The organism is Saccharothrix ecbatanensis (assembly GCF_014205015.1).
In the GTDB taxonomy this organism is placed as follows: domain Bacteria; phylum Actinomycetota; class Actinomycetes; order Mycobacteriales; family Pseudonocardiaceae; genus Actinosynnema; species Actinosynnema ecbatanense.
On the sequence record NZ_JACHMO010000001.1, the window covers coordinates 1,883,312 to 1,908,000 of the forward strand.

Annotated in this window: 17 protein-coding genes; 9 read left to right on the forward strand and 8 right to left on the reverse strand. The window is 69.9% G+C overall.

All coding sequences use genetic code 11. From position 1 onward, the window contains the following. The first annotated feature begins 3 nt into the window (after positions 1 to 3). The 7 genes from F4560_RS08255 to F4560_RS08285 all read left to right on the forward strand — a co-directional run bounded on the left by F4560_RS08255 (position 4) and on the right by F4560_RS08285 (position 9,079). Complete coding sequence (locus tag F4560_RS08255; RefSeq protein WP_184918298.1) at positions 4 to 1,047, forward strand: substrate-binding domain-containing protein; 1,044 nt, start codon at positions 4 to 6, stop codon at positions 1,045 to 1,047. A gap of 53 nt (positions 1,048 to 1,100) precedes the next feature. Continuing rightward, on the forward strand, positions 1,101 to 2,243 hold the full coding sequence (locus F4560_RS08260; RefSeq protein WP_184928981.1) for a Gfo/Idh/MocA family protein: 1,143 nt from the start codon (positions 1,101 to 1,103) through the stop codon (positions 2,241 to 2,243). A 24-nt stretch (positions 2,244 to 2,267) separates the two neighbouring features. Further along, positions 2,268 to 3,275: a sugar phosphate isomerase/epimerase family protein gene (locus F4560_RS08265; RefSeq protein WP_184918300.1), complete on the forward strand. Its 1,008-nt coding sequence runs from the start codon at positions 2,268 to 2,270 to the stop codon at positions 3,273 to 3,275. Between the two features lie 11 nt (positions 3,276 to 3,286). After that, a complete protein-coding gene (locus F4560_RS08270) occupies positions 3,287 to 4,261 on the forward strand; it encodes a helix-turn-helix domain-containing protein (protein ID WP_184918302.1) in 975 nt (324 codons plus the stop codon). A 37-nt stretch (positions 4,262 to 4,298) separates the two neighbouring features. Then, positions 4,299 to 5,447, forward strand: coding sequence for an inositol-3-phosphate synthase (locus F4560_RS08275; protein ID WP_312868819.1), 1,149 nt, complete (start codon positions 4,299 to 4,301; stop codon positions 5,445 to 5,447). Between the two features lie 356 nt (positions 5,448 to 5,803). After that, a complete protein-coding gene (locus tag F4560_RS08280; protein WP_312868821.1) occupies positions 5,804 to 7,645 on the forward strand; it encodes an RICIN domain-containing protein in 1,842 nt (613 codons plus the stop codon). 102 nt (positions 7,646 to 7,747) lie between these two features. Next, complete coding sequence (locus F4560_RS08285; protein WP_184918304.1) at positions 7,748 to 9,079, forward strand: extracellular catalytic domain type 1 short-chain-length polyhydroxyalkanoate depolymerase; 1,332 nt, start codon at positions 7,748 to 7,750, stop codon at positions 9,077 to 9,079. 88 nt (positions 9,080 to 9,167) lie between these two features. On the opposite strand, the gene F4560_RS08290 is transcribed toward F4560_RS08285, so the two are convergent. The 3 genes from F4560_RS08290 to F4560_RS08300 all read right to left on the reverse strand — a co-directional run bounded on the left by F4560_RS08290 (position 9,168) and on the right by F4560_RS08300 (position 11,989). Further along, positions 9,168 to 9,731, reverse strand: a complete 564-nt coding sequence (locus tag F4560_RS08290; RefSeq protein WP_184918306.1) for a DJ-1/PfpI family protein — start codon at positions 9,729 to 9,731, stop codon at positions 9,168 to 9,170. 425 nt (positions 9,732 to 10,156) lie between these two features. Next, complete coding sequence (locus tag F4560_RS08295; protein WP_221483400.1) at positions 10,157 to 10,915, reverse strand: class I SAM-dependent methyltransferase; 759 nt, start codon at positions 10,913 to 10,915, stop codon at positions 10,157 to 10,159. Between the two features lie 90 nt (positions 10,916 to 11,005). Further along, positions 11,006 to 11,989, reverse strand: a complete 984-nt coding sequence (locus tag F4560_RS08300) for an acetylxylan esterase (protein ID WP_184918308.1) — start codon at positions 11,987 to 11,989, stop codon at positions 11,006 to 11,008. A 460-nt stretch (positions 11,990 to 12,449) separates the two neighbouring features. Between F4560_RS08300 and F4560_RS08305 the strand changes: the two genes are divergently transcribed. Then, a complete protein-coding gene (locus F4560_RS08305) occupies positions 12,450 to 13,793 on the forward strand; it encodes a CE1 family esterase (protein WP_184918310.1) in 1,344 nt (447 codons plus the stop codon). 71 nt (positions 13,794 to 13,864) lie between these two features. On the opposite strand, the gene F4560_RS08310 is transcribed toward F4560_RS08305, so the two are convergent. The 4 genes from F4560_RS08310 to F4560_RS08325 all read right to left on the reverse strand — a co-directional run bounded on the left by F4560_RS08310 (position 13,865) and on the right by F4560_RS08325 (position 21,296). Next, on the reverse strand, positions 13,865 to 15,859 hold the full coding sequence (locus tag F4560_RS08310) for a cellulase family glycosylhydrolase (RefSeq protein WP_312868823.1): 1,995 nt from the start codon (positions 15,857 to 15,859) through the stop codon (positions 13,865 to 13,867). A 105-nt stretch (positions 15,860 to 15,964) separates the two neighbouring features. Then, the gene (locus tag F4560_RS08315) at positions 15,965 to 17,692 is read right to left on the reverse strand and encodes a cellulase family glycosylhydrolase (protein ID WP_184918314.1); all 1,728 of its coding nucleotides are present in this window, start codon (positions 17,690 to 17,692) and stop codon (positions 15,965 to 15,967) included. Between the two features lie 57 nt (positions 17,693 to 17,749). Continuing rightward, positions 17,750 to 19,249: a glycoside hydrolase family 43 protein gene (locus F4560_RS08320; RefSeq protein WP_184918316.1), complete on the reverse strand. Its 1,500-nt coding sequence runs from the start codon at positions 19,247 to 19,249 to the stop codon at positions 17,750 to 17,752. An 85-nt stretch (positions 19,250 to 19,334) separates the two neighbouring features. Then, positions 19,335 to 21,296, reverse strand: a complete 1,962-nt coding sequence (locus tag F4560_RS08325) for a beta-galactosidase (protein ID WP_184918318.1) — start codon at positions 21,294 to 21,296, stop codon at positions 19,335 to 19,337. A 99-nt stretch (positions 21,297 to 21,395) separates the two neighbouring features. Between F4560_RS08325 and F4560_RS08330 the strand changes: the two genes are divergently transcribed. Next, on the forward strand, positions 21,396 to 22,544 hold the full coding sequence (locus F4560_RS08330; protein WP_246477758.1) for an RNA-guided endonuclease InsQ/TnpB family protein: 1,149 nt from the start codon (positions 21,396 to 21,398) through the stop codon (positions 22,542 to 22,544). A gap of 100 nt (positions 22,545 to 22,644) precedes the next feature. Here F4560_RS08330 and F4560_RS08335 read toward each other — a convergent pair whose 3' ends face one another. Beyond that, positions 22,645 to 24,675: a glycoside hydrolase family 31 protein gene (locus tag F4560_RS08335; protein ID WP_184918320.1), complete on the reverse strand. Its 2,031-nt coding sequence runs from the start codon at positions 24,673 to 24,675 to the stop codon at positions 22,645 to 22,647. Between the last annotated feature and the right edge of the window lie 14 nt (positions 24,676 to 24,689).

The window sequence follows — 24,689 nt, forward strand, 5'->3', positions numbered from 1 at the left end:
TCCATGTCACGCAACAGAACCGCTCGCGCCGGCGTCATCGTCGCGATCCTCGCCACCGGCGTCGCGCTCACCGCCTGCACGGGCAACACCCCCGAGACGACCACCCAAACCGGAAGTCAGGGCGGTGTGAAGGTCGCCAACGACGAGCCCGGCAAGAAGGTCGTCATCGGCTTCTCCGCACCCGCCGCGGACCACGGGTGGATGGCGGCCATTTCCGCCGCTGCGAAGGCCGAGGCGGAGAAGTACTCCGATGTGGAGTTGAAGGTGGTGGAGGGCACCAACGACGTCAGTCTCCAGATCAGTCAGGTGGAGACGTTCATCAACGACAAGGTCGACGCGATCGTGTTGCTGCCGTTCGACGGCGCGGCACTCACTCCGGTGGCGCTCAAGGCGATGAAGGCCGGTATCACGGTGATCAACGTGGACCGCGCGTTCGACAGCCCGTTCGCGGCGCGCTCGACGGTGTTGGGCGACAACTACGGCATGGGTGTCTCGGCGGGTACTTACGTGTGCGAGAAGCTCGACGGCAAGTCCGACGCCGTGGTGGCGGAGATCGCGGGTATCGACTCGCTGCCGTTGACGCAGGACCGCAGCAAGGGCTTCGCCGACGCCCTGCGCGAGTGCGGGTTGAAGGTGAACAACCGGGTGGCGGCTGAGTTCACGGTGGAGAGTGGTGAGAAGGCGGCTGCGAACCTGCTCCAGGCGGCGCCGCGGGTCGACGCGATCTGGAACCACGACGACGACCAGGGCATCGGCGTCAGTGCCGCGATCAAGAACTCCGGCCGTGGCGAGTTCTTCCTCATCGGCGGGGCCGGGTCGGCGAACGTGATGCGCGAGATCAAGGCCGACAACGGCCTGCACAAGGCCACCGTGGTCTACCCGTCCACCCAGGGCGCGGACGGCATCCGGCTGGCCCGGCTGGCCGTGCAGGGCAAGAGCCTCGGCGACCTGGTCGAGGTCGAGGTTCCCCGCCAGATCGAGCTGTTCGCGCCGGTCGTGACGAAGGACAACGTCGACCGCTACCTGCCCACCGCGTTCGAGTCCTGACCGCGGCGACGACGAGGAGTACCACCGTGACGTCACCGACGCTGGGCATCGCGATGATCGGCCACTCGTTCATGGGAGCCGCGCACTCCCAGGCGTGGCGGGTCGCGCCCCGCTTCTTCGACCTGCCGGTCCGCCCGGTGATGGCCGTGGTGTGCGGCCGTGACCGGGGCCGTGCGGAGGCTGCCGCGGACCGGCTGGGCTGGGCGTCGGCCGAGAGCGACTGGAAGGCCGTGCTGGACCGCGAGGACGTGCAGGTGGTCGACATCTGCACGCCCGGCGACACGCACGCCGAGATCGCCATCGCGGCGCTGGAGGCGGGCAAGCACGTGCTGTGCGAGAAGCCGCTCGCCAACAGCGTCGCCGAAGCGGAGGCGATGGTGTCCGTCGCCGACCGTGCCGCCGAACGCGGGGTGCGCGCAATGGTGGGGTTCAGCTACCGGCGGGTGCCGGCGATCTCGTTCGCCCGCGAGTTGGTGGCACAGGGCCGGTTGGGGCGCATCCACCACGTGCGGGCGCAGTACTTGCAGGACTGGATCGTGGATCCCGCCGCTCCGTTGTCGTGGCGGTTGCAGAAGGAGAAGGCCGGCTCGGGCGCGTTGGGTGACATCGGTGCGCACATCATCGACGCCGCCCAGTTCATCGTCGGCGACACCATCCGCGAGGTGTGCGGGACGTTGGAGACGTTCGTGTCCGACCGCCCGCTGGCGTCCGTCCACTCGGGACTGTCCGGCACCGCCGTCGACGGCGGGCCGACGGGGCCGGTCACCGTGGACGACGCGGCGCTGTTCCTGGCCCGGTTCACCGGTGGCGCGCTCGGCTCGTTCGAGGCGACCCGGTTCGCCAACGGCCGCAAGAACGCCATCCGCATCGAGGTCAACGGCTCCGCTGGGAGCCTGGCGTTCGACTTCGAGGACATGAACGTCCTGCACTACTTCGACGGCACCGACGACGCGGCGACTGCGGGTTTCCGGCGCATCGTCGTGACCGAGCCGCAACACCCCTACCTCGACGCGTGGTGGCCCGCCGGGCACGGCCTGGGCTACGAGCACGCGTTCACCCACCAGGCCGTCGACTTCGTCCGCGCCGTCGCCGCCGGTGTCGGCCCCACACCCTCGTTCGCCGACGGGCTCCAGGTCCAGCGGGTCCTCGCGGCCGTCGAGGACAGCGCCGCGGCCCGCGCCTGGCGAACCACCTGACCACGTCGACCACAGGAGAGCACGATGACGCGCCCGATCACCCTGTTCACCGGCCAGTGGGCCGACCTGCCGTTCGAGGAAGTCGCCCGACTGGCCGCCGAATGGGGCTACGACGGCCTCGAGATCGCCTGCTGGGGCGACCACCTCGACCCCTGGCGAGCCGCCGAAGACGACGACTACCTCGCCGACCGACAGGCGATCCTCGCCAAACACAACCTCAAGGTCTGGACGATCTCCAACCACCTCACCGGCCAAGCCGTCTGCGACGACCCGATCGACGAACGCCACAAAGGCATCCTGTCCTCCCGGATCTGGGGCGACGGCGAACCCGAGGGCGTGCGGCAACGCGCCGCCGAGGAGATGAAGGTGACCGCACGCGCCGCCGCACGGCTCGGCGCGGGCACGGTGGTCGGGTTCACCGGCTCCTCGATCTGGAAGGCGGTGGCGATGTTCCCGCCCGCACCCCAGTCGATGATCGACGCCGGCTACCAGGACTTCGCCGACCGCTGGAACCCGATCCTCGACGTCTTCGACGAGGTCGGCGTCCGCTTCGCCCACGAAGTCCACCCCTCCGAGATCGCCTACGACTACTGGACCACCGTCCGCACCCTTGAAGCCATCGGACACCGACCCGCCTTCGGCCTCAACTGGGACCCGTCGCACTTCGTCTGGCAGGACCTCGACCCCGTCGGCTTCCTCTGGGACTTCCGCGACCGCATCTACCACGTCGACTGCAAAGACGCCCGCCGCCAGGTCGACAACGGCCGCAACGGACGCCTCGGCTCCCACCTGCCGTGGGCCGACCCCCGCCGCGGCTGGGACTTCGTCTCCACCGGACGCGGCGACGTGCCGTGGGAACGGTCCTTCCGCATGCTCAACACCATCGGCTACTCAGGCCCGATCAGCGTCGAATGGGAAGACGCCGGAATGGACCGACTCCTCGGCGCCCCCGAAGCACTCGAATTCGTACGCAAGCACGCCTTCGACCCACCCACGGCCTCCTTCGACGCCGCCTTCTCCAGCGGCGAATGACGGTGGCGGCCATGGTCGACTCCAAGTCGCGCGCCCTGTCGGGGCACGAGGCGCCGACCGTGCCGTCGCTGCGGACCGTGCGGCTGAGCCTCGGACTCACCTCCCGCGAAGTGGCGGAGAGCGTCGGCGTCACCACCGCGTGCCTGCTGCGCTGGGAACGCCGACAGCGCACACCGGACCCCGTGCTGGCGTCCGCGCTCGCGGACACCCTCCACCTGACGCCGGAACGGGTGGAGGCGTTCTTCGCCGAGGGACCGGAACACCCCGTCGTGGACGACACCGTGCCGGGCCACGGGTTGCGCGCACTCCGCCGGGACCTCGACGTGCCACCCCGGCGCATCGCGGACGCCCTGTGCGTCACCGTCCAGACGGTCTACAACTGGGAGCGGGGCGGCAGCAGGCTGCCGGTCCGGCTGCTCGCACCGCTGGCTGAGTGCCTCGGCATGGAGCCCGACGAACTGGCCGGGACGTTGCGCGAATCCCCGCGCAGTGTGAGGACCGCAGCGCGGCTGACCGGCGAGCTGGCACGACTGCGAGACCTGGCCGGCCACTCGCAGGTCAGGGTCGCCGACCTGCTCGGGGTCTCGCGGATGACGCTGCGCGGCTGGGAACGGGGCGATGCGGTGCCGCCGTGGCACGCCATCCGGCTCATGGCCTCGCTGTACCGGGTGCCGTTGGCCGTGGTGGCGACAGCGGCGGGGGCCGGACAGCCCGCATTCCTCTCCCCGGAGTCGTGGCTGCCGGGGGATCTGCCGGAGGTGCTGCGCGTGCTGCGGCAGTGGAACGGCCTGACCCAAGCCCAACTGGCACAGCGGTGCGCCACCAGCACCGACTCCGTGCGCGGCTGGGAACGCGGGAGGCAACAGCCCGGCACCTACTCACGTCGCCGCTTGGAGTCGCTGTACCGGCTGGCCACCGATTCCTTGCTGCGCGCCTACGCCGAGGCCACTTCGGCGGGCGCGAGTGCTGTCCAAGGTGCGTCCTGAACCCGGACGTCACCATCGAACGAGGAGAGGATCAGTCGTGGCGCGAGATCGCACCGGGCTGTGGTTGATCGGCGTGCGCGGCTCGGTCGCCACGACCGCGATCAGCGGGTTGGCGGCGGTGAGCGGAGGGCTCGCCCCGCCGACGGGCTGCGTCACCGAGCTGCTCGACGCCGACCTGCCGCCGTGGGACTCGCTGGTCGTCGGCGGCCACGACGTGGTCTCCACACCGTTGGCGAAGCGGGCCGAGGCGTTGGCCGAGCACGGTGTGCTGCCGTACCACCTACCGGCCAGGGTCGCGGACGCCCTGAACGCCGCGGACGCCGAGGTCCGTCCCGGCTACGACCCGCTCACCCACCGCGGCAGCCAGGCCGAAGCCGCCGGGCGACTGGCGGCCGACATCACCGACTTCCGCGAGCGGCACGGCCTGGCCAGGGTCGTCGTGATCAACGTCGCCTCCACCGAACCGCCCGTGCCCGCCCGGCCCGAGCACGACGACCTCGACGCGCTGGAGGCCGCGTTGGTCGACCCCGCGCGGACCGTGCTGCCGTCCAGTTCGGTCGCCGCGTACGCGGCACTGCGTGCGGGCTGCCCCTTCGCCGACTTCACACCGTCCACCGGCATCGCCCTCCCCGCGCTCGACCAGCTCGCGCACCGGGAGCGGCTGCCCTACGCGGGTCGTGACGGGAAGACCGGGGAGACGTTGCTGCGCACGGTGTTGGCGCCGATGTTCACCGCACGGGCGCTTCGGGTGCGGTCGTGGGCGGGGACGAACCTGCTCGGCGGCGGTGACGGCGCGACGTTGGAGGACCCGGCGCACGCGGGCAGCAAACTGGAGTCGAAGGCGCGCGGGCTGGAGGCGTTGCTCGGCCGTGAAGTCACTGCTCCGCTGCACATCGACAACGTTCCCGATCTCGGCGAGCAGAAGACGGCCTGGGACCACGTGTCGTTCGAGGGCTTCCTCGGCGCCCGCATGTCGTTGCAGTTGACGTGGACCGGTCTGGACTCCTCGCTGGCCGCGCCGCTGGTGCTCGACCTGGCACGGCTCCTCGCCGCAGCGCATGCGGCCGGTGAGGTGGGAGCGTTGGGGGCGCTCGCGTTCTTCTTCAAGGACCCGTTGGGCAGCGACGAGCACCGGTTCGCCGAGCAGACCCGCGAGCTGCACCGCTGGGCGGCGGAGCTGCGGTGAGGGCGGACGCCGGAGTCGTCTGGCGCCCACCGCGCTGACCAGCAGCCGGTGCGGTTTCGAACCGGTTCGACCATGTGGTGTTCGATTACCGTTGCGCCCGCGACAGGGCTGCGCGTACGGTGATGCTCGTTAGGTCGAATCGGTTCGACCTCCGCTTGGTCCGCTCCGCTCGGAGTCTTCATGGTTCAACGGCGAACTACCACCTCCGCGCCTGTCACCGCTCCGGCCACGTGCCGAGCCGTGTCGGGATCACGTTCCCGCGCCGCCCCACAGCGCCGACTTGGTAGCCGACCGCATCCACCACGAAGTCCGGGAACCGCGGGCCACCACGCCCAATCCCGCACCAGGAGTCTCATGTGGACACCACAAGTCGGCCGCGGCGCCCTCGCCGTCGCGGCCTTACCTCCCTGCTCACCGTCGGCACCCTCGTCGCCGCGTCCTTGGTCACCATGACCGCGCCGGCCCAGGCCGGTGACGAGTCGATCGCCGTCGACTTCTCGGTGACGGGCGGTTCCCCGACCTATCGGGCGTCCGGGTGGATCTACGGCATGTCCGAGGACGCGTCGGCGCCCGCGGACAACTTCTTCCGCGACGTGAAGTTCCGGTACATGCGTGCCGGCGGCGCGCAGCTCGACGGCCCCGGCGGCTGGGTGTCGGGCAAGTACGACCGCCGGTGGAACGCGACCCGCGCCCAGTTGCTGCGCACGCGGTCGCTGGGTGGCGAGTTCGTCCTGCTGCCCCACGACCTGTGGGGCGCCGACGGCTACCCGATCTCCCGTTTTCCCGGTGACAACGGCAACTGGACCGACTACGACAACTTCGTCACCCGCCTGATCAACGACGTGCGGGCGACCGGGGCGCCGGTGCAGTGGGACATCTGGAACGAGCCCAACATCACGCTGTTCTGGAACCGCCCGCAGTCCCAGTACTTCGAACTCGTGCGGCGCACGCACCAGCGCATCCGGGCCGCGTTCCCGACGCACCTGATCGTCGGCCCGAGCTGCGCCTGCGTCCCGTCGACGTCGGGGTGGTGGACCCAGTACCTGGACTTCGTCAAGGCCAACAACGTCGTGCCCGACATCATCAGCTGGCACTCCCTGCCGGGCGACCCGGTCGCGAACGTGGCGACGGCCAACGCGACCCTTGACGCGCGCGGCATCCCGCACCCGCGGCCGTACCAGATCAACGAGTACGGCGCGTCGAACGAGCAGAACCCGGGTGACGGCTCCTGGTACATCGCCCGGCTGGAACGGGCCGGCGCGGACGGCATGCGCGCCAACTGGGCGAGCGCGGGGAACCTGCACAACGACCTGGGCAACCTGCTGGTCCGCGACTCGGCGGGTCGGCACCAGCCGAAGGGCGAGTGGTGGGTCTACCGCTTCTACGGTTCCCAGACCGGTCAGATCGCCGCGGTCACGCCCAGCACGTCCTACGACGGGTTCGCGACGAAGGCGCCGGGTGAGGTCAAGGTCCTGGTCGGTGGTGGCCGCACGACCGGCAACATCGCGGTCAACCTGCGGCGCTTGGACGCCACCGAAGGCGTCGTGCGGAACAACCAGGTGCGGGTGCTCGCCGAGCGCATCCCGCACAACAACGGCGGGGCGGTCCCGGGTCCGGTGACCGTCATGGACACGGTCGTCACCCTGTCCGCCAACGCCACCACCGTGAACCTGCCGCACTCCAACGTCGACGAGGCGTTCACCATCACGGTCCTGCCGCCTTCGGACACCGGTGGCGGCGCGTTCCAGTCCACCGCGGTCGCCCAGCACTCGCAGCTGTGCCTGACCAACCCCAACCGCAGCACCGCCGACGGCACCCAGCAGCAGCAGCTCGCCTGTGGCACCGGTGACGAGCAGCGGTGGAACTTCAGCCCGGTGGCCGGGTTCGCCGACACCTACAAGGTCGTCAACCAGCAGTCGGGCAAGTGTTTGGACGTGAACGGTGTGTCCACTGCGGACGGTGCCGCGGTCATCCAGTGGGCCTGCAACAGCGGTGTCAACCAACAGTTCACGCTGCGGAAGGTCACCTACGCCGGCAACGGCCCCGACGACTACCAGCTCGTTGCCCGGCACAGCGGCAAGTGCGTCGACGTCAGCACCATCTCCACCGCGCCGGGCGCCGTGATCCACCAGTGGACCTGCAACCCCACGGCCCAGGGAACCCCGCTCAACCAGACCTGGCGCCTGCCCGGTCGCTAGACCCGGACCGGTCGACCTGCGTGTCCGGCCCTGTCCGACCTGACCAGGCCCGCCGCCCGGCCTGGTCAGGTCGCTGAGCTCGAACCACTAGGGAGTCAACCGATGAGACGAGTGTTACGCGCCCTGCTCGCGTCAGTCCTGCCGCTCGCGCTCGGCGCAGCGTTCCTGACAACGGGCCAGGCCGCAGCCGCCGCGCTGACCAGGATCACGGACTTCGGCACGAACCCGACGAACCTGAACATGTACCTGTACGTGCCGGACAACGTGGCGCCGCAGCCCGCGTTGCTGGTGCTCGTGCACTACTGCGGAGGGTCCGCGGGGGCGATCTTCAACGGCAACGGGCGTGACTTCGCGACGGCGGCGGACCGGTACGGGTACGTGGTGGTCGTGCCGGAGGCCACCCGCGAAGGGCATTGCTTCGACGTGTCCACGCGGGCGGGGCTCACCCGTTACGGCGGCAGCGACTCCACCGGCATCATGTCGATGGTCTCCTGGACCAGGCAGCGGTACGGCGTCGACCCGTCCCGCATCGTGGTCAGCGGGTTCTCCTCCGGCGCGATGATGGCCAACGTGCTGGCGGCCGGGTACCCCGACGTCTTCTCCGCGGCGTCCGCGTTCTCAGGTGTCCCGGCCGGGTGCTTCGCGACCTCCGACGGTTCGCTGTGGAACGGCCAGTGCTCCAGCGGCAACCTCGTGAAGTCCCCGCAGGAGTGGGGCAACCTGGTCCGCTCGATGTACCCCGGCTACACCGGCGCGTACCCGCGGATGCAGGTGTGGCACGGCACCACGGACACCACCCTCGCCTACCCGAACTTCGGCGAGGAGCTCGACCAGTGGACCAACCTCCACGGACTGTCCCGGACGCCGTCGTCCACCGACTCCCCGCAATCGAGCTGGACGCGCACCCGTTACGGCAACACGAGCACGCGAGCCGCTGTCGAGGGCGTGAGCATCGCGGGCACCGGCCACACTCTGCCCCAGGCGGGGATGTTGGCGTACGCCATCTCTTTCCTCGGCCTCGACCCCGGCGGCGGGGCCAAGAGCGGCCCGCTGCGGGCGGTCGGCGCCGGGAAGTGCCTGGACGTGCCGGGCCAGTCGACCACGACCGGCACCCGGTTGCACATCTGGGACTGCTGGGGTGGTCAGAACCAGCAGTGGACGCACACGGCCACGGGCGAGCTGACGGTGTACTCGGGGAGTTCGCTGCGGTGCCTCGACGCCGAAGGCGGGGGCACGGGCGCGGGCACGGCGGCGATCATCTGGTCGTGCCACGGCGGGGCGAACCAGAAGTGGCGGCTCAACGCGGACGGCTCGATCACCGGGGTGCCGTCGGGGTTGTGCCTGGAGGTCGCCGGCAGCGCGACCACCAACGGAACCTCGGTGCGACTGTGGACCTGCAACGGGCAGAACAACCAGCGCTGGACCTTCGCGTGAGCCGCGCGTAGGTCCGAACCGGTTCGGCTCGATGCCCTGGTCGTCAGCGCGGTGAGGGTGGGGGAGCGCGACGGCCAGGGCCGACCCGTCAGGCCCGGTCGCTCGCCTTCTCCAGCACCCGCATGAACGCGCGGGACCACAGGGGGAGGTCGGGCCAGCCCCGGCAGGACACCATCGCGCCGTCCACGACGTCGGGCTCGTCCACGAACGTTGCGCCGGCCAGCTCGATGTCGAACTTCAGGGGCGGGTACGCGGCCGTGGTGCGGCCACGCAGGAGCCCCAGTGCGGCCGGGACTTGCGGGCCGTGGCAGATCGTGCCGACCGGGAGCCCGCCGGCGAAGAAGTGCCCGACGATGCGGGCCACGTCCGGGTCCGTTCGGATGTACTCCGGCGCTCGGCCGCCTGGGATCACCAGCGCGTCGTAGTCCTCTGGGTCGACCTCGCCGAACGCCAGGTCCACCGGCAGCAGGTGGCCCGGTTTCTCGGTGTAGGAGTCCCAGCCGGGCTCGAAGTCGTGGACCACGAGCTTCACCGGACGCGTCGTGGGTGCCGTCACGATCGCCTCGTGGCCGCCCTCGCGCAGTCGGAAGACCGGGTACATCGAGTCGAGTTCCTCTGCGGCGTCGGCGGTCAGGATCAGCACTCGCGCCATGGTCGCTCCTTGTCTTCTTTGCCGGTTCCGTTGCGGTCGACCAAGTCCGATCAGGGTGCCGAGCAGGTCGGCGAGAGGCCGGTGGCGCTGCCGGTGGCCTGGAAGCCGAACTCCACGGACTCGGGTGAGATGGGCAGAACCGTCCGCCGGTCCGGCTCCGCTGTGCCGCCGGCTGTGGGGCGGCGCGATCCGCGATTCCGGTGTCCTGGCAGTGTGGCACCACATTGTTCACGCTCACAAGGCCTGGCCCCTCAACAAATGGTCCGGTGAACTCTCTTCGACGTAGGTCGGCGGTCGATAGCTGCAGTCGGCGCTCAAATATTTAGCTTTGCCCGGTCCATTCGGGCATCGCTGCGTTCGAGTGGCGATCAGGTCGCTCCGCCGGGCCGCGACGCCGAACAGCGAAGGGACTTCCGGGGAGGTGGTCAGGTGGCCTGGAGCCGGAAGTGCAGCAGGTCGGTGACATCAGCAGCGGTGGGCTTGCCGTGCGGATCGGTCACTGCGGTCACGGCCAGGCCGGCGGTCGTCGCCAGCTTCCCGAACTGGTCCCGGGTGTACCAATGCATGGTCCACGGGCGCTCTACGACGGTGCTGTCCGAGCCGTGGTGCCGTTCGTAGCGTAGAAGCGTCGTCTGTGTCCGAGCGGTCTCGTCGCGTTGCTCGGCGACGACGGACACCCGAATCTCGGCGCCGTCGGGTGCGGTTGCCGTACGCACCCTACGGATCTGTTCGGCTGGAGTCGGTGTTGGGGTGAACAGGGGCACCAGGGCGGTGCCGTCCTCGGCCAAGTGAGCGCGGATGCCGCGCAGGGCGGCGAGCGCCGTGGCGTCGTCGGGGAGCAGGTTGAAGGTCGGCCCGGCGAGGAAGATCGCGCGGTAACGGCGGGGCAGGTTCAAAGCCTCCATGCGCTGGTGGAACACCGTGACACGGATGTCTTCTTCGTCCGCCCGGCGCCGGAGCCGATCCAGCATGTCCGCAGAGGAGTCGACGCCGTCGACGTCCAGGCCGCGTCGGCGCAATTCGAGCAGGGGATCGCCGTCTCCGCACCCCAGCTCCAGTGCCGGCACAGCGGCTTGCTGAACGAAGGCCGCGTAGGGCTCGGGGTCCTGGGAGAAGGACTTCAGCGGTCCGTAGAGCTCGGCGACGATGCCGGTGTAGAAGTCAGCTGGGTCCACCTTCGTCACCCTACGCAACCCTCCCGCATGTTCACTCGAAGACGGCGCACCATCCCGCCCGACCTTGGTGGAGCGGGACAGCGTCCGCCGTCGACCCGGTCAGGCCGGCACGCCGAGCCCTCGTTCACGCAGCCAGGCCAGCTGCACGGCCGGGTTGGAACCGTAGCCGCCACCGTGGTCGGCGAAGGGCCACACGGTCATGGTCCGGTCCTCGCCCGCGTAGTGGTTGAAGGCGGCGTAAACCGTGGAGGGCGGGCAGATCGGGTCCATCAAGCCGACGCTGAACAGCGCCGGCGCCGTCGCCCGCTGGGCGAAGTGGACACCGTCGAAATAGGACAACGTGGCGAAGGTCCGATCCACGTGCTGGCGGCTGTGCCAACGCAGGTACTTCGCGAGCTCCTGGTACGGCCCTTCGCCGCTGATCTCCGCCGCCCGGCGGAACTGGCACAGGAACGGCACGTCCGACAGGACCGCGGCCACGCTGTCCGGCGCCAGTCCCGCGACGGCGAGCGCGAGGCCGCCGCCCTGGCTCCCGCCGGCGACGATCACCCGCCGGGTGTCCAGACCGGGCAGGTCGGCGACGGCGTCCACCGCACGGACGCAGTCGGTCATGAGCCGCCGGTAGTAGTAGTGCTCGGGGGAATCGACGCCGCGGGTCATGAAGCCCTCGGCCCACTGCGTGCCGTGGCCCTCCGTCGAGTCGGGGGTGTCGTGGCCTTGGCCGCGGCTGTCGACGACGAGCTGCGCGTACCCGGCGGCGGACCAGAGCAGGTTGTCGGTGGGCAGTCCGCGGCCTCCGCTGTAGCCGATGTAGGTCACGACGACGGGCAGCGGGCCTTCGGCGTCGCGCGGGCGCAGCAGCCAGGCGGCCACCGGTTCGCCGTTCCAGCCGGGGAACCGGACGTCGTCGACTTCGACGGTGCGCAGCAGGTGTAGGTCGGTGACCCGCTCGACCTTGACGGCTCCGCCGCAGCCGCGTGCCGCCGCGAGCGAGCGCTCCCAGAAGGCGTCGAAATCCTGTGGTGGGTTCGAATCCGGGCGGTAGTCGGTCAGTTCGTCGTGAGGGGAGTCCGTCAGCGGCATGGGGGAGTCCTCCGGGTGGCGGTGGTGAAGCGCTTCGACGTTCGCGGGGTTCATCGTGACCGACGAACCGCCGGCGATCCAGTGGGGTCACGGGACCTTGGCGGCCGAGTTCAGTTGTCCAATGAGCTGAATGGGGCAGTGGCGGTGAATGCGCCCGTCCGATCGGTGCCCATTCAGGTGCCAGCGTGAACGCTAACAATTTTAGCTTTGTTGAGCGTTGACCACCGCCTGGTCGCCGGCTAGATTGACTTCGAAAGTGAAGGCCTCTCCGCCGAAAGTTTCGAGCCCCGCACCGGCGAGCTTCAGCCTGAACGGCACCCTGCACGCTCCACCACCGTGACGTTCCCGAGCGGGCAGTGGACGCGGGACATCGGCCACGGCGACTTGGTCCGCTCCGGTCACGACCAGCTGCGTCGGTCACCCACGCATTCGATGTCCGAACGGCAGAAAAGAGTCTCTGATGATCACGCGTAGGCTTTTCGGGCCCGCGTTGGCGGCGGTGCTCCTCACCGTGGCCGCGACCGGCATGGCGTTGAGCGGAGGGCTCGGCGAGGCCGCGCCGTCCTCGCAAGTCGGCGCGCTCGCGTCGACCGCCGGTTGCGGCAAGGCGCCGACGTTGCGCAGCGGCACGCACACGATCCAGAGCGGCGGCAAGAGCCGCAGCTTCATCCTGCGGGTGCCCGACGGTTACGACAACACCCGCGCCTATCGGTTGATCTTCGGGTTCCACTGGCGTGGCGGCACCATGAACGACGTGTCGTCGGGCGGCACCAGCGGGACGGCGTGGTCGTACTACGGGATGCAGGAGCAGTCGAACAACAGCGCGATCCTGGTGGCGCCGCAGGGCCTGGGCAACGGCTGGGCGAACTCCGGCGGCGAGGACGTCGTGTTCGTCGACGACATGCTGAAGCGGATCGAGGCCGATCTGTGCGTCGACACGGCGTTGCGGTTCGCGATGGGGTTCAGCTACGGCGGTGGCATGAGCTACGCGCTCGCATGTGCGAGGGCGACGGTGTTCCGCGCGGTGGTCGTGTACGCGGGCGCGCAGTTGAGCGGATGTGCGGGTGGCAGCCAGCCGATCGCGTACTTCGGCATGCACGGCATCACGGACAACGTGCTCAACATCTCGATGGGCCGGTCGTTGCGGGACAAGTTCGTGGCGAACAACGGGTGCTCGCCGCAGAGCCCGCGTGAGCCGTCGCAGGGCAGCATGTCCCACATCACGACGACGTACTCGTGCCGTGCGGGGTACCCCGTGCAGTGGGCCGCGTTCGACAACGGTCACATGCCCGGCCCGGTCGACGGCACCTACACCGAGAGCGGCATCCGAACCTGGACCAAGGGCGAGGCGTGGAAGTTCCTCTCCCAGTTCCAGGGCGGCCCCGGCACCACGACGACGACCACGACGAGCACCACCACCACGACCAGCACCACCACCACGACCACCACGACCAGCACCACCACCACCACCACGACCCCGAACGAGCCCGGTGACGGTTGCAAGGTGACCGACACCATCAACGCGTGGAACACCGGCCTGACGTCGGAGATCGTCATCACGAACACCGGCAGCACGCCGATCAGCGGCTGGTCGCTGGTGTTCACCCTGCCCGGCGGGCAGACGATCACCTCCGGGTGGAACGCCTCCTACTCGCCCACGTCGGGACAGGTCACCGCCAGGAACGCCTCCTACAACGGCAACATCGCCCCCGGCGGGTCGGTGAGCATCGGCTTCCAGGCCAACCACACGGGCAACACCGCCAAACCGGCCTCGTTCACGCTCAACGGCGCGGCCTGCGCCTGACCTGACGAACGAAGAAGACCACCGAAGGCCATTCGCGGCCTTCGGTGGTCTTCTTCGTCAACCCGGGTCGGTCAGGCGGTCGTGCCGGTGACCGCGGTGCCCGACTTGGTGACGTAGTACGTCACCTTCTCGCCGCTCCAGAAGTGGAACGTGAGCGTCACCCGCTCGTCGTCCTTGAGGTTGTTGAAGAACTCCGGCTTCAAGGTGGTCAGGCCGTCGGTGTAGTTCGGCGCGAACGCCCTGCCGAACTCCTTGAAGGACGTCCAGTCGTGCGGACCGGCGAAGGCGCCGTCGTCGTACTTGGCCTCCATGGTGGCGAGCTGGTCGCCGCGGAAGTCCGTCGGGATCTCGAACTTCTCCGTTGTCCCCGTGGTGTCGGACGGCACCGGCGTGTCATACGTGATGACGTGGAACCGCCACGGCACGCCCTGGGAGAAGCGGGCCGTCAGCACCGCGTTCGTGCCGTAGTCCCGCGAGCCGCTCAGCCTGGTCAGCGCCGAGGCGGTCAGGGTGAGCTGGTCGCCGTCGAGGGTGTAGTCGACGCCGCGGGTCAGGGCGGTGTTCCCGTTGTACAGCCCCGAGAACGACGTGCCGTTGAGGTTCAGCTTGATCGTCTTCGCGGTGACGGGGCTAGACTTCGCGCTGAACACCTGGTCGGTGTAGGCCGTGCCGGAGCGGACCTTCCAGCTCGACTTGATGTGCGCGAAGAGCTCGGGGTCGTTCCACTGGAACGAGGTGCGGTTGAAGTGCTGGCCGTTGTCCCAGAGCATCGTGGTGAGCTTCTTGGCACGCGCGTAATGGCCGAAGTACTCGAAGAACTTCAGCTTCTCGCCCTGCTCGATGGTGCCGGTGTGCTGGTCGAAGCCGAGCAGGCCGTACTCGCCGATGATCACCGGGATGCCCCGCGCGATGAAGCTGTCGTGCACGCGGTCGAAGTCGTCGGTGAGGTACTGCTGGACACTCGCGTCGAAGCGCGTGCCGCCCGCGACGTTCGCGCTGAACGGCCAGTAGCCGTAGTTGTGCACGGTCGCGATCAGGTTGGGGTCGTCGAAACCCTGGATCTGGTCCACCAGCGGGTCGAGGTACACCTGCTCGGACGAGGTGTGCAGGGTCGGCAGGACCAGGAGGCGCTTGGCGTTGTTGCCGCCCGATCGGCGCACGATGTCGTAGAACGACGCGTTCAGCTCGGCGTTCAGCTGAATCTCTTGCGGCTTGCCCGTGCTCCCGGTGAACTGCGGCTCGTTCAAGCCCTCGAACGTCAGCTTGGGCCCGAACTCGGTGAAGGCGCCCGCGAGCTGCGTCCAGATCCTGTTGAACTGGTTGAGCACCTGGTCGTGCTCGGTCGGCATCTTCAAGGTCCACTGCCACGAGTCGTGGTGGAGGTTGACCATCACGTACAGGTCGCGCGCCAACGCCCAGCGCACGACCTCCTTGACGCGGGCCAGGTACGCCGCGTCGATCGTGTGGTCCGGTCCCGGGCCCACGCGCGCGGTCCACGTGACGGGGAGGCGGACGCTCTTGAAGCCCTGCGCCTTCACGTTGTCCAGCAGGGCTTCCGTGATGCGCGGGTTGCCCCAGGACGTCTCGTCGTCGGGCATCCCGACCGAGTCCAGCGTGTTGCCGAGGTTCCACCCCGGCTGCATCGCCGCGGTGTGCTCCATGGCGGTGAGCTGCTTCCCGCCGTGGACGCAGGTGACGCCGTTGAGGGAGAACGACAACGGCGCCGTGTTGGCTTCCGCCCAGGTGCCGATGAAGCCGAACTTCACTGTCTTGCTCGTCGCGACCTTGGCGTTGTAGCCGGCGTCCGCGGCGGTGACCCGGCCGTCGGACTCGGTCACCTTCGCGTTCCAGGCGTTGCGGACCCGCTGACCGGACGGCCACTCCCAGCTCAGCTGCCAGCCGTCGACCGCGGCGCCGTTGTTGGTCACGGCGACGTCGGCGGTGAAGCCACCCGACCACTGGCCCGTGACCGAGTACGCCACGGTGCACCCGGCCTCGGCTGCGACGGCCTCGGTCGCCGTCACCGTGACCAGGCTCGCGGTCAGGGCCGCGACCCCGGCCGCCACGACACCGATTCGATGGCGAACCGGTTGTGTTCTTCTGCGCAATCCGAACATGGAACTCCTCACATTCTCAGATGTCACAAGCAGCGTTGGGGCCGCCGGGACCGGTCAGGACGCCGTGCCGGTCACCGAGGCGCCGGACGTGGTCACCTGGTAGGTCAGCTCGGCGCCGCTCCAGAAGTGGAACGTCAGCGTGACCGGTTCGCCCTCGCGGACGGCCTCGAAGAACGCCGGTGGCAGGACGATCGCCCCGCCGGGGTAGTCCGGGCGGACGGTCGTGTAGAACTCCTGGAACCGGGTCCAGTTCGCCGGACCGGCGGCCGAACCGTCCGCGTACTCGGCCTCCATCGTCGCGAGCTGGTCGCCCTGGAACCGCGTCGGCACGGTGAGCGAGTTCGCGGTGCCGGTCGCGTCGGACAGCACCGGCGCGTCGTTCGTGATCACGTTGATCCGCCAGGGGACGCCGCGCGAGAACCTGGCCTCGATCGTCGAGTTGACGCCGTACGCCCGGTCTCCGACGAGCTTGGTCAACGCGGTGGCGGTCAGCGTGAGCTGGTCGCCGGACACGGTGTAGTCGCGGCCTTCGCGCAGCCTGGTGTCGCCGTGCCACAGCCCCCGCAGGCTCGTGCCGTTCAGGTTGAGCGTGAGCGTCTTGGCGGTGATCGGGGTGGACTTGGGCACGAACACCAGGTCGGACGAGGCCGTGCCCGAGCGGGTGGTCCAGCTCGACTTGATCTGGGCGAGGACGTCCGGGTCGCGCCACTGGAGCGTGTGGCGTTCGAGGAACGAGCCGGCGTCCCACAGGGCCGTGACGACCTTGCTCTTGCGGGCCTCATTACCCACCGCCTCGAAGTACTTCAGCACCTCGCCGCGCTCGATGATGCCGGGACGGGTGTAGTCGTAGGCGAGCAGGGCGTACTCGCCCAGGTAGACCGGGACGCCTTTGGAGGTGAAGGTGTCGCGCATCCGGGCGAACGTGTCGGTCATGTCCTTCTGGACGGTCTCGTCGAAGCGGGTGAAGCCCGCGATGTTCACGCTGAACGGCCAGAAGCCGTAGAAGTGCACGGTGGCCATGAGGTTGGGGTCGCGCAACGATTCCATCGTGGTGGCCAGGTCGTCCATGAGCCCTTGGTCCGGCGTGCAGACCTGCGTGGGCAGCACGAGCAGGCGCGTCGCGTTCCGGCCGCCGGACTGCCGCACGACGCGGTGGAACGAGGTGTTCAGCTCGTTCAGCAGCCGCACCTTCTGCGCGTCGTCGGCGTTGGTGAACGTCGGTTCGTTGACGCTCTCGAACAGCAGCCTGCGCGAAGAGTGCCCGAACGTCGTGGCGATCTGGGTCCAGGTCGAGGTGAACCGCGCGAGCACGTTGTCGTGGTCGGCGGGCATGGTCGCGATCCACTGCCAGGAGTCGTGGTGCATGTTGAGCACGACGTAGAGGTTCTCGGCCAGCGCCCAGTCCACGACCTGCTTCACACGGCCCATGAACTTGGCGTCGATCGTGTAGGGAGCGGTGGTCGACTGGGCGTTCGACCACGTCACGGGAATGCGGACACTGCGGAAACCTTGCGCGCGAAGGGTTTCGAACAGCTCCCTGGTGGCAGGCGGGTTGCCCCAGGCCGTCTCGTCGGGGATGGCGTCGAGGCTGTTGCCCAGGTTCCACGAGGGCTGCATCGCGGCGGCGACGGCCATCGCGCCGCTCGGGACGCCGGGCTCCGCCTCGGGGGCGGCGCCGGACGCCGTGCCCGAGGCGAGGACCCCGGCGACGACCAGCGCCAACGGGAGGGCCACCACCTGTCGGAGCCTGCCGCGCCAGGACAGCGGTCTGGTTCGATCCATGTCGGTGCCTTTGCTGTCGGTGGGATCGGTTGCGGCGGCGGGCTTGGGGGACGCCGGTCAGCTGTCGAGCGGCTCGTAGTCGGACCAGTCGAAGTGGACGGCGCCCGCGGCGGCGTACAGGCCGATGACCCGGCCGGTGAAGCCGCCGGCGACTTCGGTGGAGAGGTAGCGGCCGTCGAGGGTGGCGAGGGTGGTGAACGTCCCGTCCGGCTCGCCGATGCCGAAGGACACGGTGTCGGGGCCGGTGCGCGGGTCCCGGAGGTTCTTCTCCTCCAGCACGTCGACGCCCAGGACCAGCGGTCCGGCCGGCACCGCCCGGGACGCCACGACGGTCTTCAGCGAGCCGACGCGGGCAACCACCCACACCTCGCCGACGGTCGCCTCGATCTCGTAGTGGTGCTCCTCGTCCAGCCGCACCGCGAGACCGCCCGTTCCGCGCGAGGCGTCCACGAGCGTGCGCACCCGGCAGGACGGGTGACGCTGGCGGCGGCCGACGAACACGACGTCGAGCGCGTCCAGGGACTCGCCGCGCGCGCGGAGGGTCAGCCACCCGGCACGTTCCTCCGTCGTGCAGTGCTGTTCCCGGCGGTCGCGCAGCGAGATCCACGCCGGCGGGAGCACGGGGAGGTCGAAGTCGTCCCGACGCGCCTCGGTCGGCGCCGGCCCCAGCGGCCAGGGCACGGTCGCCTCGGGCTCCAGCGGGCCGACGACCGGCCAGTCGTCCACCCAGGTCACGGGCGCGAGGAACGTCTCACGGCCCAGCACGTGCCAGCCGGGTGTCCCGCCGCCCGGCCGCACGCCGAGCAGCACCATCCACCAGGAGCCGTCCGGCCCCTGAACGAGGTCGCCGTGCCCGGTGTTCTGGATCGGGTGGTCGGCGCCCCGGTGGGTCAGGACCGGGTTCGCCGGGCACGCCTCGAACGGGCCGGACGGTGTGGGGCCGCGGGCGATCGAGACGCCGTGGCCGCGTTCGGTGCCGCCCTCGGCGATGAGCAGGTACCAGTACTCGCCGATCCGGTACAGGTGCGGCGCTTCCGGGGCCTTCGCGCCGGGCGCCCCGGACCAGATCCGCCGCGGCGCGTCGAGCACCTGCCCGGTGTGCGGGTCGATCCGGACCTGGGACACCCCGGCGACCGTGCTCCAGCACGTGCCGTCTTCGTCCCACGCGAGGTCGGGGTCGATGCCGGGCAGGTCGGGCAGCAGGACCGGGTCCGACCACGGTCCGGCGGGGTCGGTGGCCGTGACCAGGAGGTTCCCGTCGCCGCTCACGTTCGTGGTGATCAGGTAGAACCGGCCGTCGTGGTGGCGCAGGGTCGGCGCGTAGACACCGGCGGACGACGGCGAGTCGAGCGGGAGGCGGAGCTGCTCCGGCCGGTCGAGCACGTTGCCGATCTGCGTCCACCGCACCAGGTCGCGGCTGTGGAAGATCGGCACGCCGGGGAAGTACTCGAAGCTGGAGCAGACGAGGTAGTAGTCGTCGCCGACGCGGCAGACGCTCGGATCGGGGTGGAAGCCCGCGATCACCGGGTTGGCGAACGTGCTGTGATTCGGTGACATCCCATCAGGCCCTTCGTGGTTTGGAGCGCGCTCCAGCGCACCGGTGCGGCACGGCGCACGGTGTGGTCGACGGGTCGGGTGACGGTCAGGGCATTCGGAGCACGGCCCAGCCGTGAGGTGGCAACTCGGTCAGCGGACCACCGGTGAGCAAGTCGTGGGCGGCCTCGGGGAGCGGGACGGTGTCGTCACCGTGGTTGAGCAGGAAGCGCCACCCGCCGCGGGTGACGGCTTCCACGCCGGGCGGCCACTCGCGGACCACACCGGCTTCACCCAGCAGCCGGGCGATCAGCGCGGTGTAGTCCGAGGTGTCGAGGACGGTGGAGAGGTACCAGCCGTGGCCGGCACCGTAGGCGTGGCGGGTCAGCGCAGGGTGTCCGGCGAGCATCCCGTGGGTGTAGGCGGCGATCGCCTCGGCGCCGTCGAGGTGCAGGTACTCGCTCCACACCGTGCCGTGCGCGCCGTCGGACAGCGTGATCCGCTCCTCCCGCCGCAACGGCCGGGGCTCCTCGACCCGGACGCCGAGGGCTTCGCGCAGCGGTCCGGCCGGGAACCCGCCGAGGCGGGCGTGGGGGCGTTCGTCGACCACGCCGCTGAAGTGCTGGACGAGCAGCGTGCCGCCGTCGGCGACGTATCGGCGCAGGTTCGCCGCCCCCGCGTCGGACATCAGGAGCAGGGCAGGGGCCAGGACGAGTCGGTACCGGCTCAGGTCGTGCTCCGGGTGGGCGAAGTCGGTCACGACCCCCACGTCCCACAACGCCCGGTGCGCACGCCGGAGCATCAAGTGGTAGTCGAGCGCCGGCGAGGGCAGGCCATCGGCCTCCGACGCCCACCACGCCTCCGCGTCGTGCAGCACGGCGACCTCGGCGGTGACGGTCGATCCGGCGACCTCCGCGAGCCGGGTGACGGCGTCGCCGAGGGCCTCCACCTCCCGGAAGACCCGGCTGTCCGGCCCGGCGTGCGGCACCATCGCCGAGTGCCACGTCTCGGCGCCCGCCTTCGACTGGCGCCACTGGAAGAACAGCGCGCCGTCCGAGCCCCGCGCGATGTGGCTCAGCGTGTGCCGCATGATGTCGCCCGGGTCCTTCGGCAGCACTTGGCCTTCGGCGTAGACGGTGTTCGCGCCCTGCTCCATGAGCAACCACGGCCGGCCGCCGCCGAACGAACGGGCGCGGTCCGCGCCGAACGCGGTGTCCGCCGCGGCGTCGAGGCCCGGCCGGTCCGGGTAGTGGTCGACGGTCACGAAGTCCAGCTCGCGGCCGAACGCCCACAGGTCGAGGTTCTGGTAGCCGGGCAGCATCAGGTTGGTGGTCACCGGGCGGTCGCTGTGCGCGCGGATCGCGTCGCGCTGCTCCCGGTAGGCGGCGAGGGCCGTGTCGGACCAGAAGCGGCGGAAGTCCAGCGACTGCCCGGGGTTGTGGTGCCACTGCGTGGCGCGTGGCGGCAGGACGTCGTCCCACGAGGTGTAGCGCTGGCTCCAGAACGCCGTGCCCCACGCCTCGTTCAGCGCGTCCAGCGTGCCGTGCCGTTCACGCAGCCAAGTGCGGAACGCGGCGGCGGCGTGGTCGCAGAAGCAGAGCGTCATGTACTCGTTGTGCACGTGCCACAGCGCGACCGCGGGGTGCCGGCCATAACGCTCGGCCAAGGCGGAGGCGATGCGGCGGGCCGCGTCACGGTAGGCCGGCGCGGCGAGGCAGTAGGTGTCGCGGCTGCCGTGCACGAGCCGGACGCCGTCGGCGGTCACCGGCAGCGCGTCCGGGTGCGCCTTGGTGAACCACGTGGGAGGGGAGGCGGTCGGCGTGGCCAGGTCGACGGCGACGCCGCCCGCGTGCAGCCGGTCGAGGTGGGCGTCGAGCCAGGCGAAGTCGTAGCGGCCTTCCTCGGGCTCCATCAGGGCCCACGAGAACACGCCGACGGTGGCGAGGTTGACCCGCGCCCGGCGCATCAGCTCGTCGTCCTCGGCCCAGACCTCCTTGTCCCACTGCTCGGGGTTGTAGTCGCCGCCGAAGGCGAGACCGCCGAGCCGCTCGGTCAGGTCGCGCGTGGTCATGCCAGCTCCTGTCGGTGGATACTCCGGTGTTCATGCCGGGGAGGAAACCGATGCTCGACCGCATCGGCAAGGCTGATTCGCTGGGTGTTGATGTGAATCATGGTGTCGGGGTCGGTGGTGAAGCGGGCGTTCAGGTTCCGCTTTTATCCGTCTGCGGCGCAGGAAGTGGAGTTGTTGCGTACGTTCGGGTGTGTGCGGGTGGTGTACAACCGGGCGTTGGAGGTCCGCACGGCGGCGTGGTTCGGTGAGCAGCGTCGGGTGAACTATGTGCAGACGTCGGCGTTGTTGACGGAGTGGAAGAAGACCGACGGGTTGGGGTTTCTCAACGAGGTGTCGTCGGTGCCGTTGCAGCAGTCGTTGCGGCACTTGCAGTCGGCGTTTGCGGCGTTCTGGGAGAAGCGGGCGCGGTATCCCCGGTTCAAGTCCCGCAAGCGGGGCAGGGCTTCCGTCGAGTACACCCGGTCGGCGTTCCGTTGGCGCGACGGGCGGCTCACCCTGGCGAAGATGGCTGAGTCGTTGGACATCGTGTGGTCGCGGCCGTTGCCCGAGGGTGCCGAGCCGTCCACGGTGACGGTGTCGCGTGACCCGGCCGGTCGGTGGCACGTGTCGATCCTGGTTGAAACCACCATAATCCACGCCCCACCCACAGATCACGTCGTGGGTGTCGATGCGGGGATCACTTCCCTGGTCACGTTGTCGACCGGGGATAAGATCACCAACCCGAAGCGCGAACGGCGGGATCGGGAACGGCTGGCCCGCGCGCAGCGGGCGTTGGCCCGCAAGGAGAAGGGCTCCCACAACCGGGTCAAGGCGCGGCTGCGGGTGGCTCGTGTGCATGCCCGCATTGCCGACCGCCGGCGGGATTTGTTGCACAAGTTGACCACTCGACTCGTCCGGGAGAACCAACTGGTCGTGATCGAGGACCTGGCGGTCCGCAACATGCTGCGCAACAGGTCGTTGGCTCGAGCCATCTCCGACGCGTCGTGGTCGGATCTGCGGTCGATGCTGGAGTACAAGTGCGGCTGGTACGGCCGTGACCTGGTCGTGGTCGACCGGTGGCTGCCCAGCTCGAAGACGTGCTCGGACTGCGGATACCTGCTGGACACGCTGCCGTTGCGGGTGCGGGAGTGGACGTGCCCCGGTTGCGGGGCTTCGCACGATCGCGACGTGAACGCCGCGCGCAACATCCTGGCCGCCGGGCAGGCGGTCACAGCCTGTGGAGCCGGGGTAAGACCGACCCGACGCTAGTCGGCGAGGCATCCGGCGAAACCTCCCTTCCGGGGAGAAGAAACAGGAACTGCCGGGCGCGAGCCCGACGGGGAATCCCTCCCTTCAGAGAGGGAGGTTGTCAAGCCTGCTCCTCGTGCAGTGGCAGCCGTGCGTCGTCGCGCACGAACAGGGGGATGCGTTCGATCGGGGCGGCGACGGTGAGCGTCTGCCCACCCGCGTGTTCATGGCCGGTCCACGCGTCGGTCCACCGGGCTCCGGCGGGCAGGTGCACCGTCCGCTCCCGTGCCCCCGCGGCGGTGACGGGCGCGACGAGCAGGTCGGGGCCGAGCAGGAACGCGTCGTCGACCTCCCACGCGCCCTCGTCGTCGGGGAACTCCAGGAACAACGGCCGCATCGGCGGCAGACCGGTCTCGGCGGCGGCGCGCATCTGCTCCATGACGTACGGCCGCAGGCGTTCGCGCAGGCGGAGGTGGTCGACCAGGATCGGGTACACCTCGTCGCCGTAGGACCAGACCTCGTTGGGCAGGCCCGTCATGGCGGGCTCCAGGAGCTGCGAGGGGCCGCGGAAGCCGTGCAGGCGGAACAGCGGGCAGAACGTCCCGTACTGGAACCACCGCACCAGCACCTCGCGGTACGCCGGGTCGTCCGGGTCGCCGCCGTGGAAGCCGCCGATGTCCGTCGTCCACCACGGGATGCCGGACATCATCACGTTCAGACCGGCCTTGATCTGCGCGCGCAACGTGGTGAAGTCCGTGCCGATGTCGCCGGACCACAGCGCCGCGCCGTAGCGCTGCGCGCCCGCCCAGGACGACCGGTTGAGCGAGATGACCTCGGTCTCGCCCGCCGCGCGCAGGCCGTCGTGGACCATGCGGGCGTTCTCGCGCGGGTACAGGTTGGCCACCTCCAGGCCCGGACCCGCGTGGTAGCGCAGGCCGGTCTGGTGGCCGGGCCTGATCTCGGGCTCGCAGGCGTCGAGCCAGAAGACCGTGATGCCCAGCTCGTGGTAGCCGCGGCGGATCCGCTCCCAGACGTGGTCGCGGGCGGCGGGGTTGGTGCTGTCGTAGAACGCGACCTGCGCCGAGTACGCGCCCAGGCCCTTGTCCGGCCAGTCGGCGTGGGCCACCGGCCCGTAGTCGGAGCCGATGAACAGGCCCTGGTCCAGCATCGCGTGGTAGTTCTCGCTCACCGGGCTGACGGACGGCCAGACCGAGACCATGAGCTTGACGCCCATCTCGTCCAGCTCGCGCACCATCCCGGCCGGGTCGGGCCACTCCTCCGGGTCGAAGCGCCACTCGCCGAGGTGGGTCCAGTGGAAGAAGTCGCAGACGATCACCGACAGCGGCAGGCCGCGCCGCTGGTACTCGCGGGCGACCTCCAGCAGCTCGTCCTGGGTGCGGTAGCGCAACTTGCACTGCCAGAAGCCGGCCGCCCACGCGGGCAGTTCGGGCGCGTGGCCGGTCGCGTCGGCGTACCGCCGCAGCACGTCGGCAGGTGCGCCCGCGGTCACCCAGTAGTCGATCTGGCGGGCGCTGTCGGCCACCCACCGGGTGCCGGTCTCGGCCAGCTCGACGCGGCCGACGGCAGGCGAGTTCCACAGCAGGCCGTAGCCGCGGTCGGACACCAGCAGCGGGATGGTCACCTCGCCGTTGCGCTGCACGAGGTCGACGACCGCGCCCTTCTGGTCGAACATGCCGTGCGTGTGCTGGCCGAGGCCGTAGAGCCGTTCACCGGGGTAGGCGCGGAACCGCTGCTCCAGGCGGTGGTAGCCGTTGCCGTTCGGCGCCGCCGACCGCGGACCCGGCCACCAGAAGTGGGCGGGCTGCTCGGCCAGCAGCTCCGCCCCGTCCTCCGTGCGCAGGAACGTCAGCCGGCCCGCGGTCGCCGGGAGGTACGGGGTGACCGAGCCCGCGGTGTCGGCGTCGACCCGCACCGTCAGCGCGCCGTTGACCAGGGTCGCGTGGTGCTCGGCGATGCCGATCTCCGGCTTGCCGCCCGGCGGGACGTCGAGCAGCGCGCCAGGCAGGTCGTCGAGCACCGGTCCGCCGGGCGTCGCCCGTACCCGGACGGCGTCGGGCCCCCACGCCTCGATGCGCAAGGTCTCGCCGTTGGCCCGCCATTCGAGGCCGTTGCCGAGATCGCGGAAGTGCATTCGGTGCTCCTGGC

Excerpts from the sequence above, each read along its gene's own strand:
- F4560_RS08330 (WP_246477758.1), top strand. The coding sequence starts at position 21,396 with ATGGTGTCGGGGTCGGTGGTGAAGCGGGCGTTCAGGTTCCGCTTTTAT.
- F4560_RS08315 (WP_184918314.1), bottom strand. The coding sequence starts at position 17,692 with ATGGATCGAACCAGACCGCTGTCCTGGCGCGGCAGGCTCCGACAGGTG.
- F4560_RS08270 (WP_184918302.1), top strand. The coding sequence starts at position 3,287 with ATGGTCGACTCCAAGTCGCGCGCCCTGTCGGGGCACGAGGCGCCGACC.
- F4560_RS08285 (WP_184918304.1), top strand. The coding sequence starts at position 7,748 with ATGAGACGAGTGTTACGCGCCCTGCTCGCGTCAGTCCTGCCGCTCGCG.
- F4560_RS08265 (WP_184918300.1), top strand. The coding sequence starts at position 2,268 with ATGACGCGCCCGATCACCCTGTTCACCGGCCAGTGGGCCGACCTGCCG.
- F4560_RS08300 (WP_184918308.1), bottom strand. The coding sequence starts at position 11,989 with ATGCCGCTGACGGACTCCCCTCACGACGAACTGACCGACTACCGCCCG.
- F4560_RS08320 (WP_184918316.1), bottom strand. The coding sequence starts at position 19,249 with ATGTCACCGAATCACAGCACGTTCGCCAACCCGGTGATCGCGGGCTTC.
- F4560_RS08335 (WP_184918320.1), bottom strand. The coding sequence starts at position 24,675 with ATGCACTTCCGCGATCTCGGCAACGGCCTCGAATGGCGGGCCAACGGC.
- F4560_RS08325 (WP_184918318.1), bottom strand. The coding sequence starts at position 21,296 with ATGACCACGCGCGACCTGACCGAGCGGCTCGGCGGTCTCGCCTTCGGC.
- F4560_RS08290 (WP_184918306.1), bottom strand. The coding sequence starts at position 9,731 with ATGGCGCGAGTGCTGATCCTGACCGCCGACGCCGCAGAGGAACTCGAC.
- F4560_RS08255 (WP_184918298.1), top strand. The coding sequence starts at position 4 with ATGTCACGCAACAGAACCGCTCGCGCCGGCGTCATCGTCGCGATCCTC.
- F4560_RS08305 (WP_184918310.1), top strand. The coding sequence starts at position 12,450 with ATGATCACGCGTAGGCTTTTCGGGCCCGCGTTGGCGGCGGTGCTCCTC.
- F4560_RS08260 (WP_184928981.1), top strand. The coding sequence starts at position 1,101 with ATGATCGGCCACTCGTTCATGGGAGCCGCGCACTCCCAGGCGTGGCGG.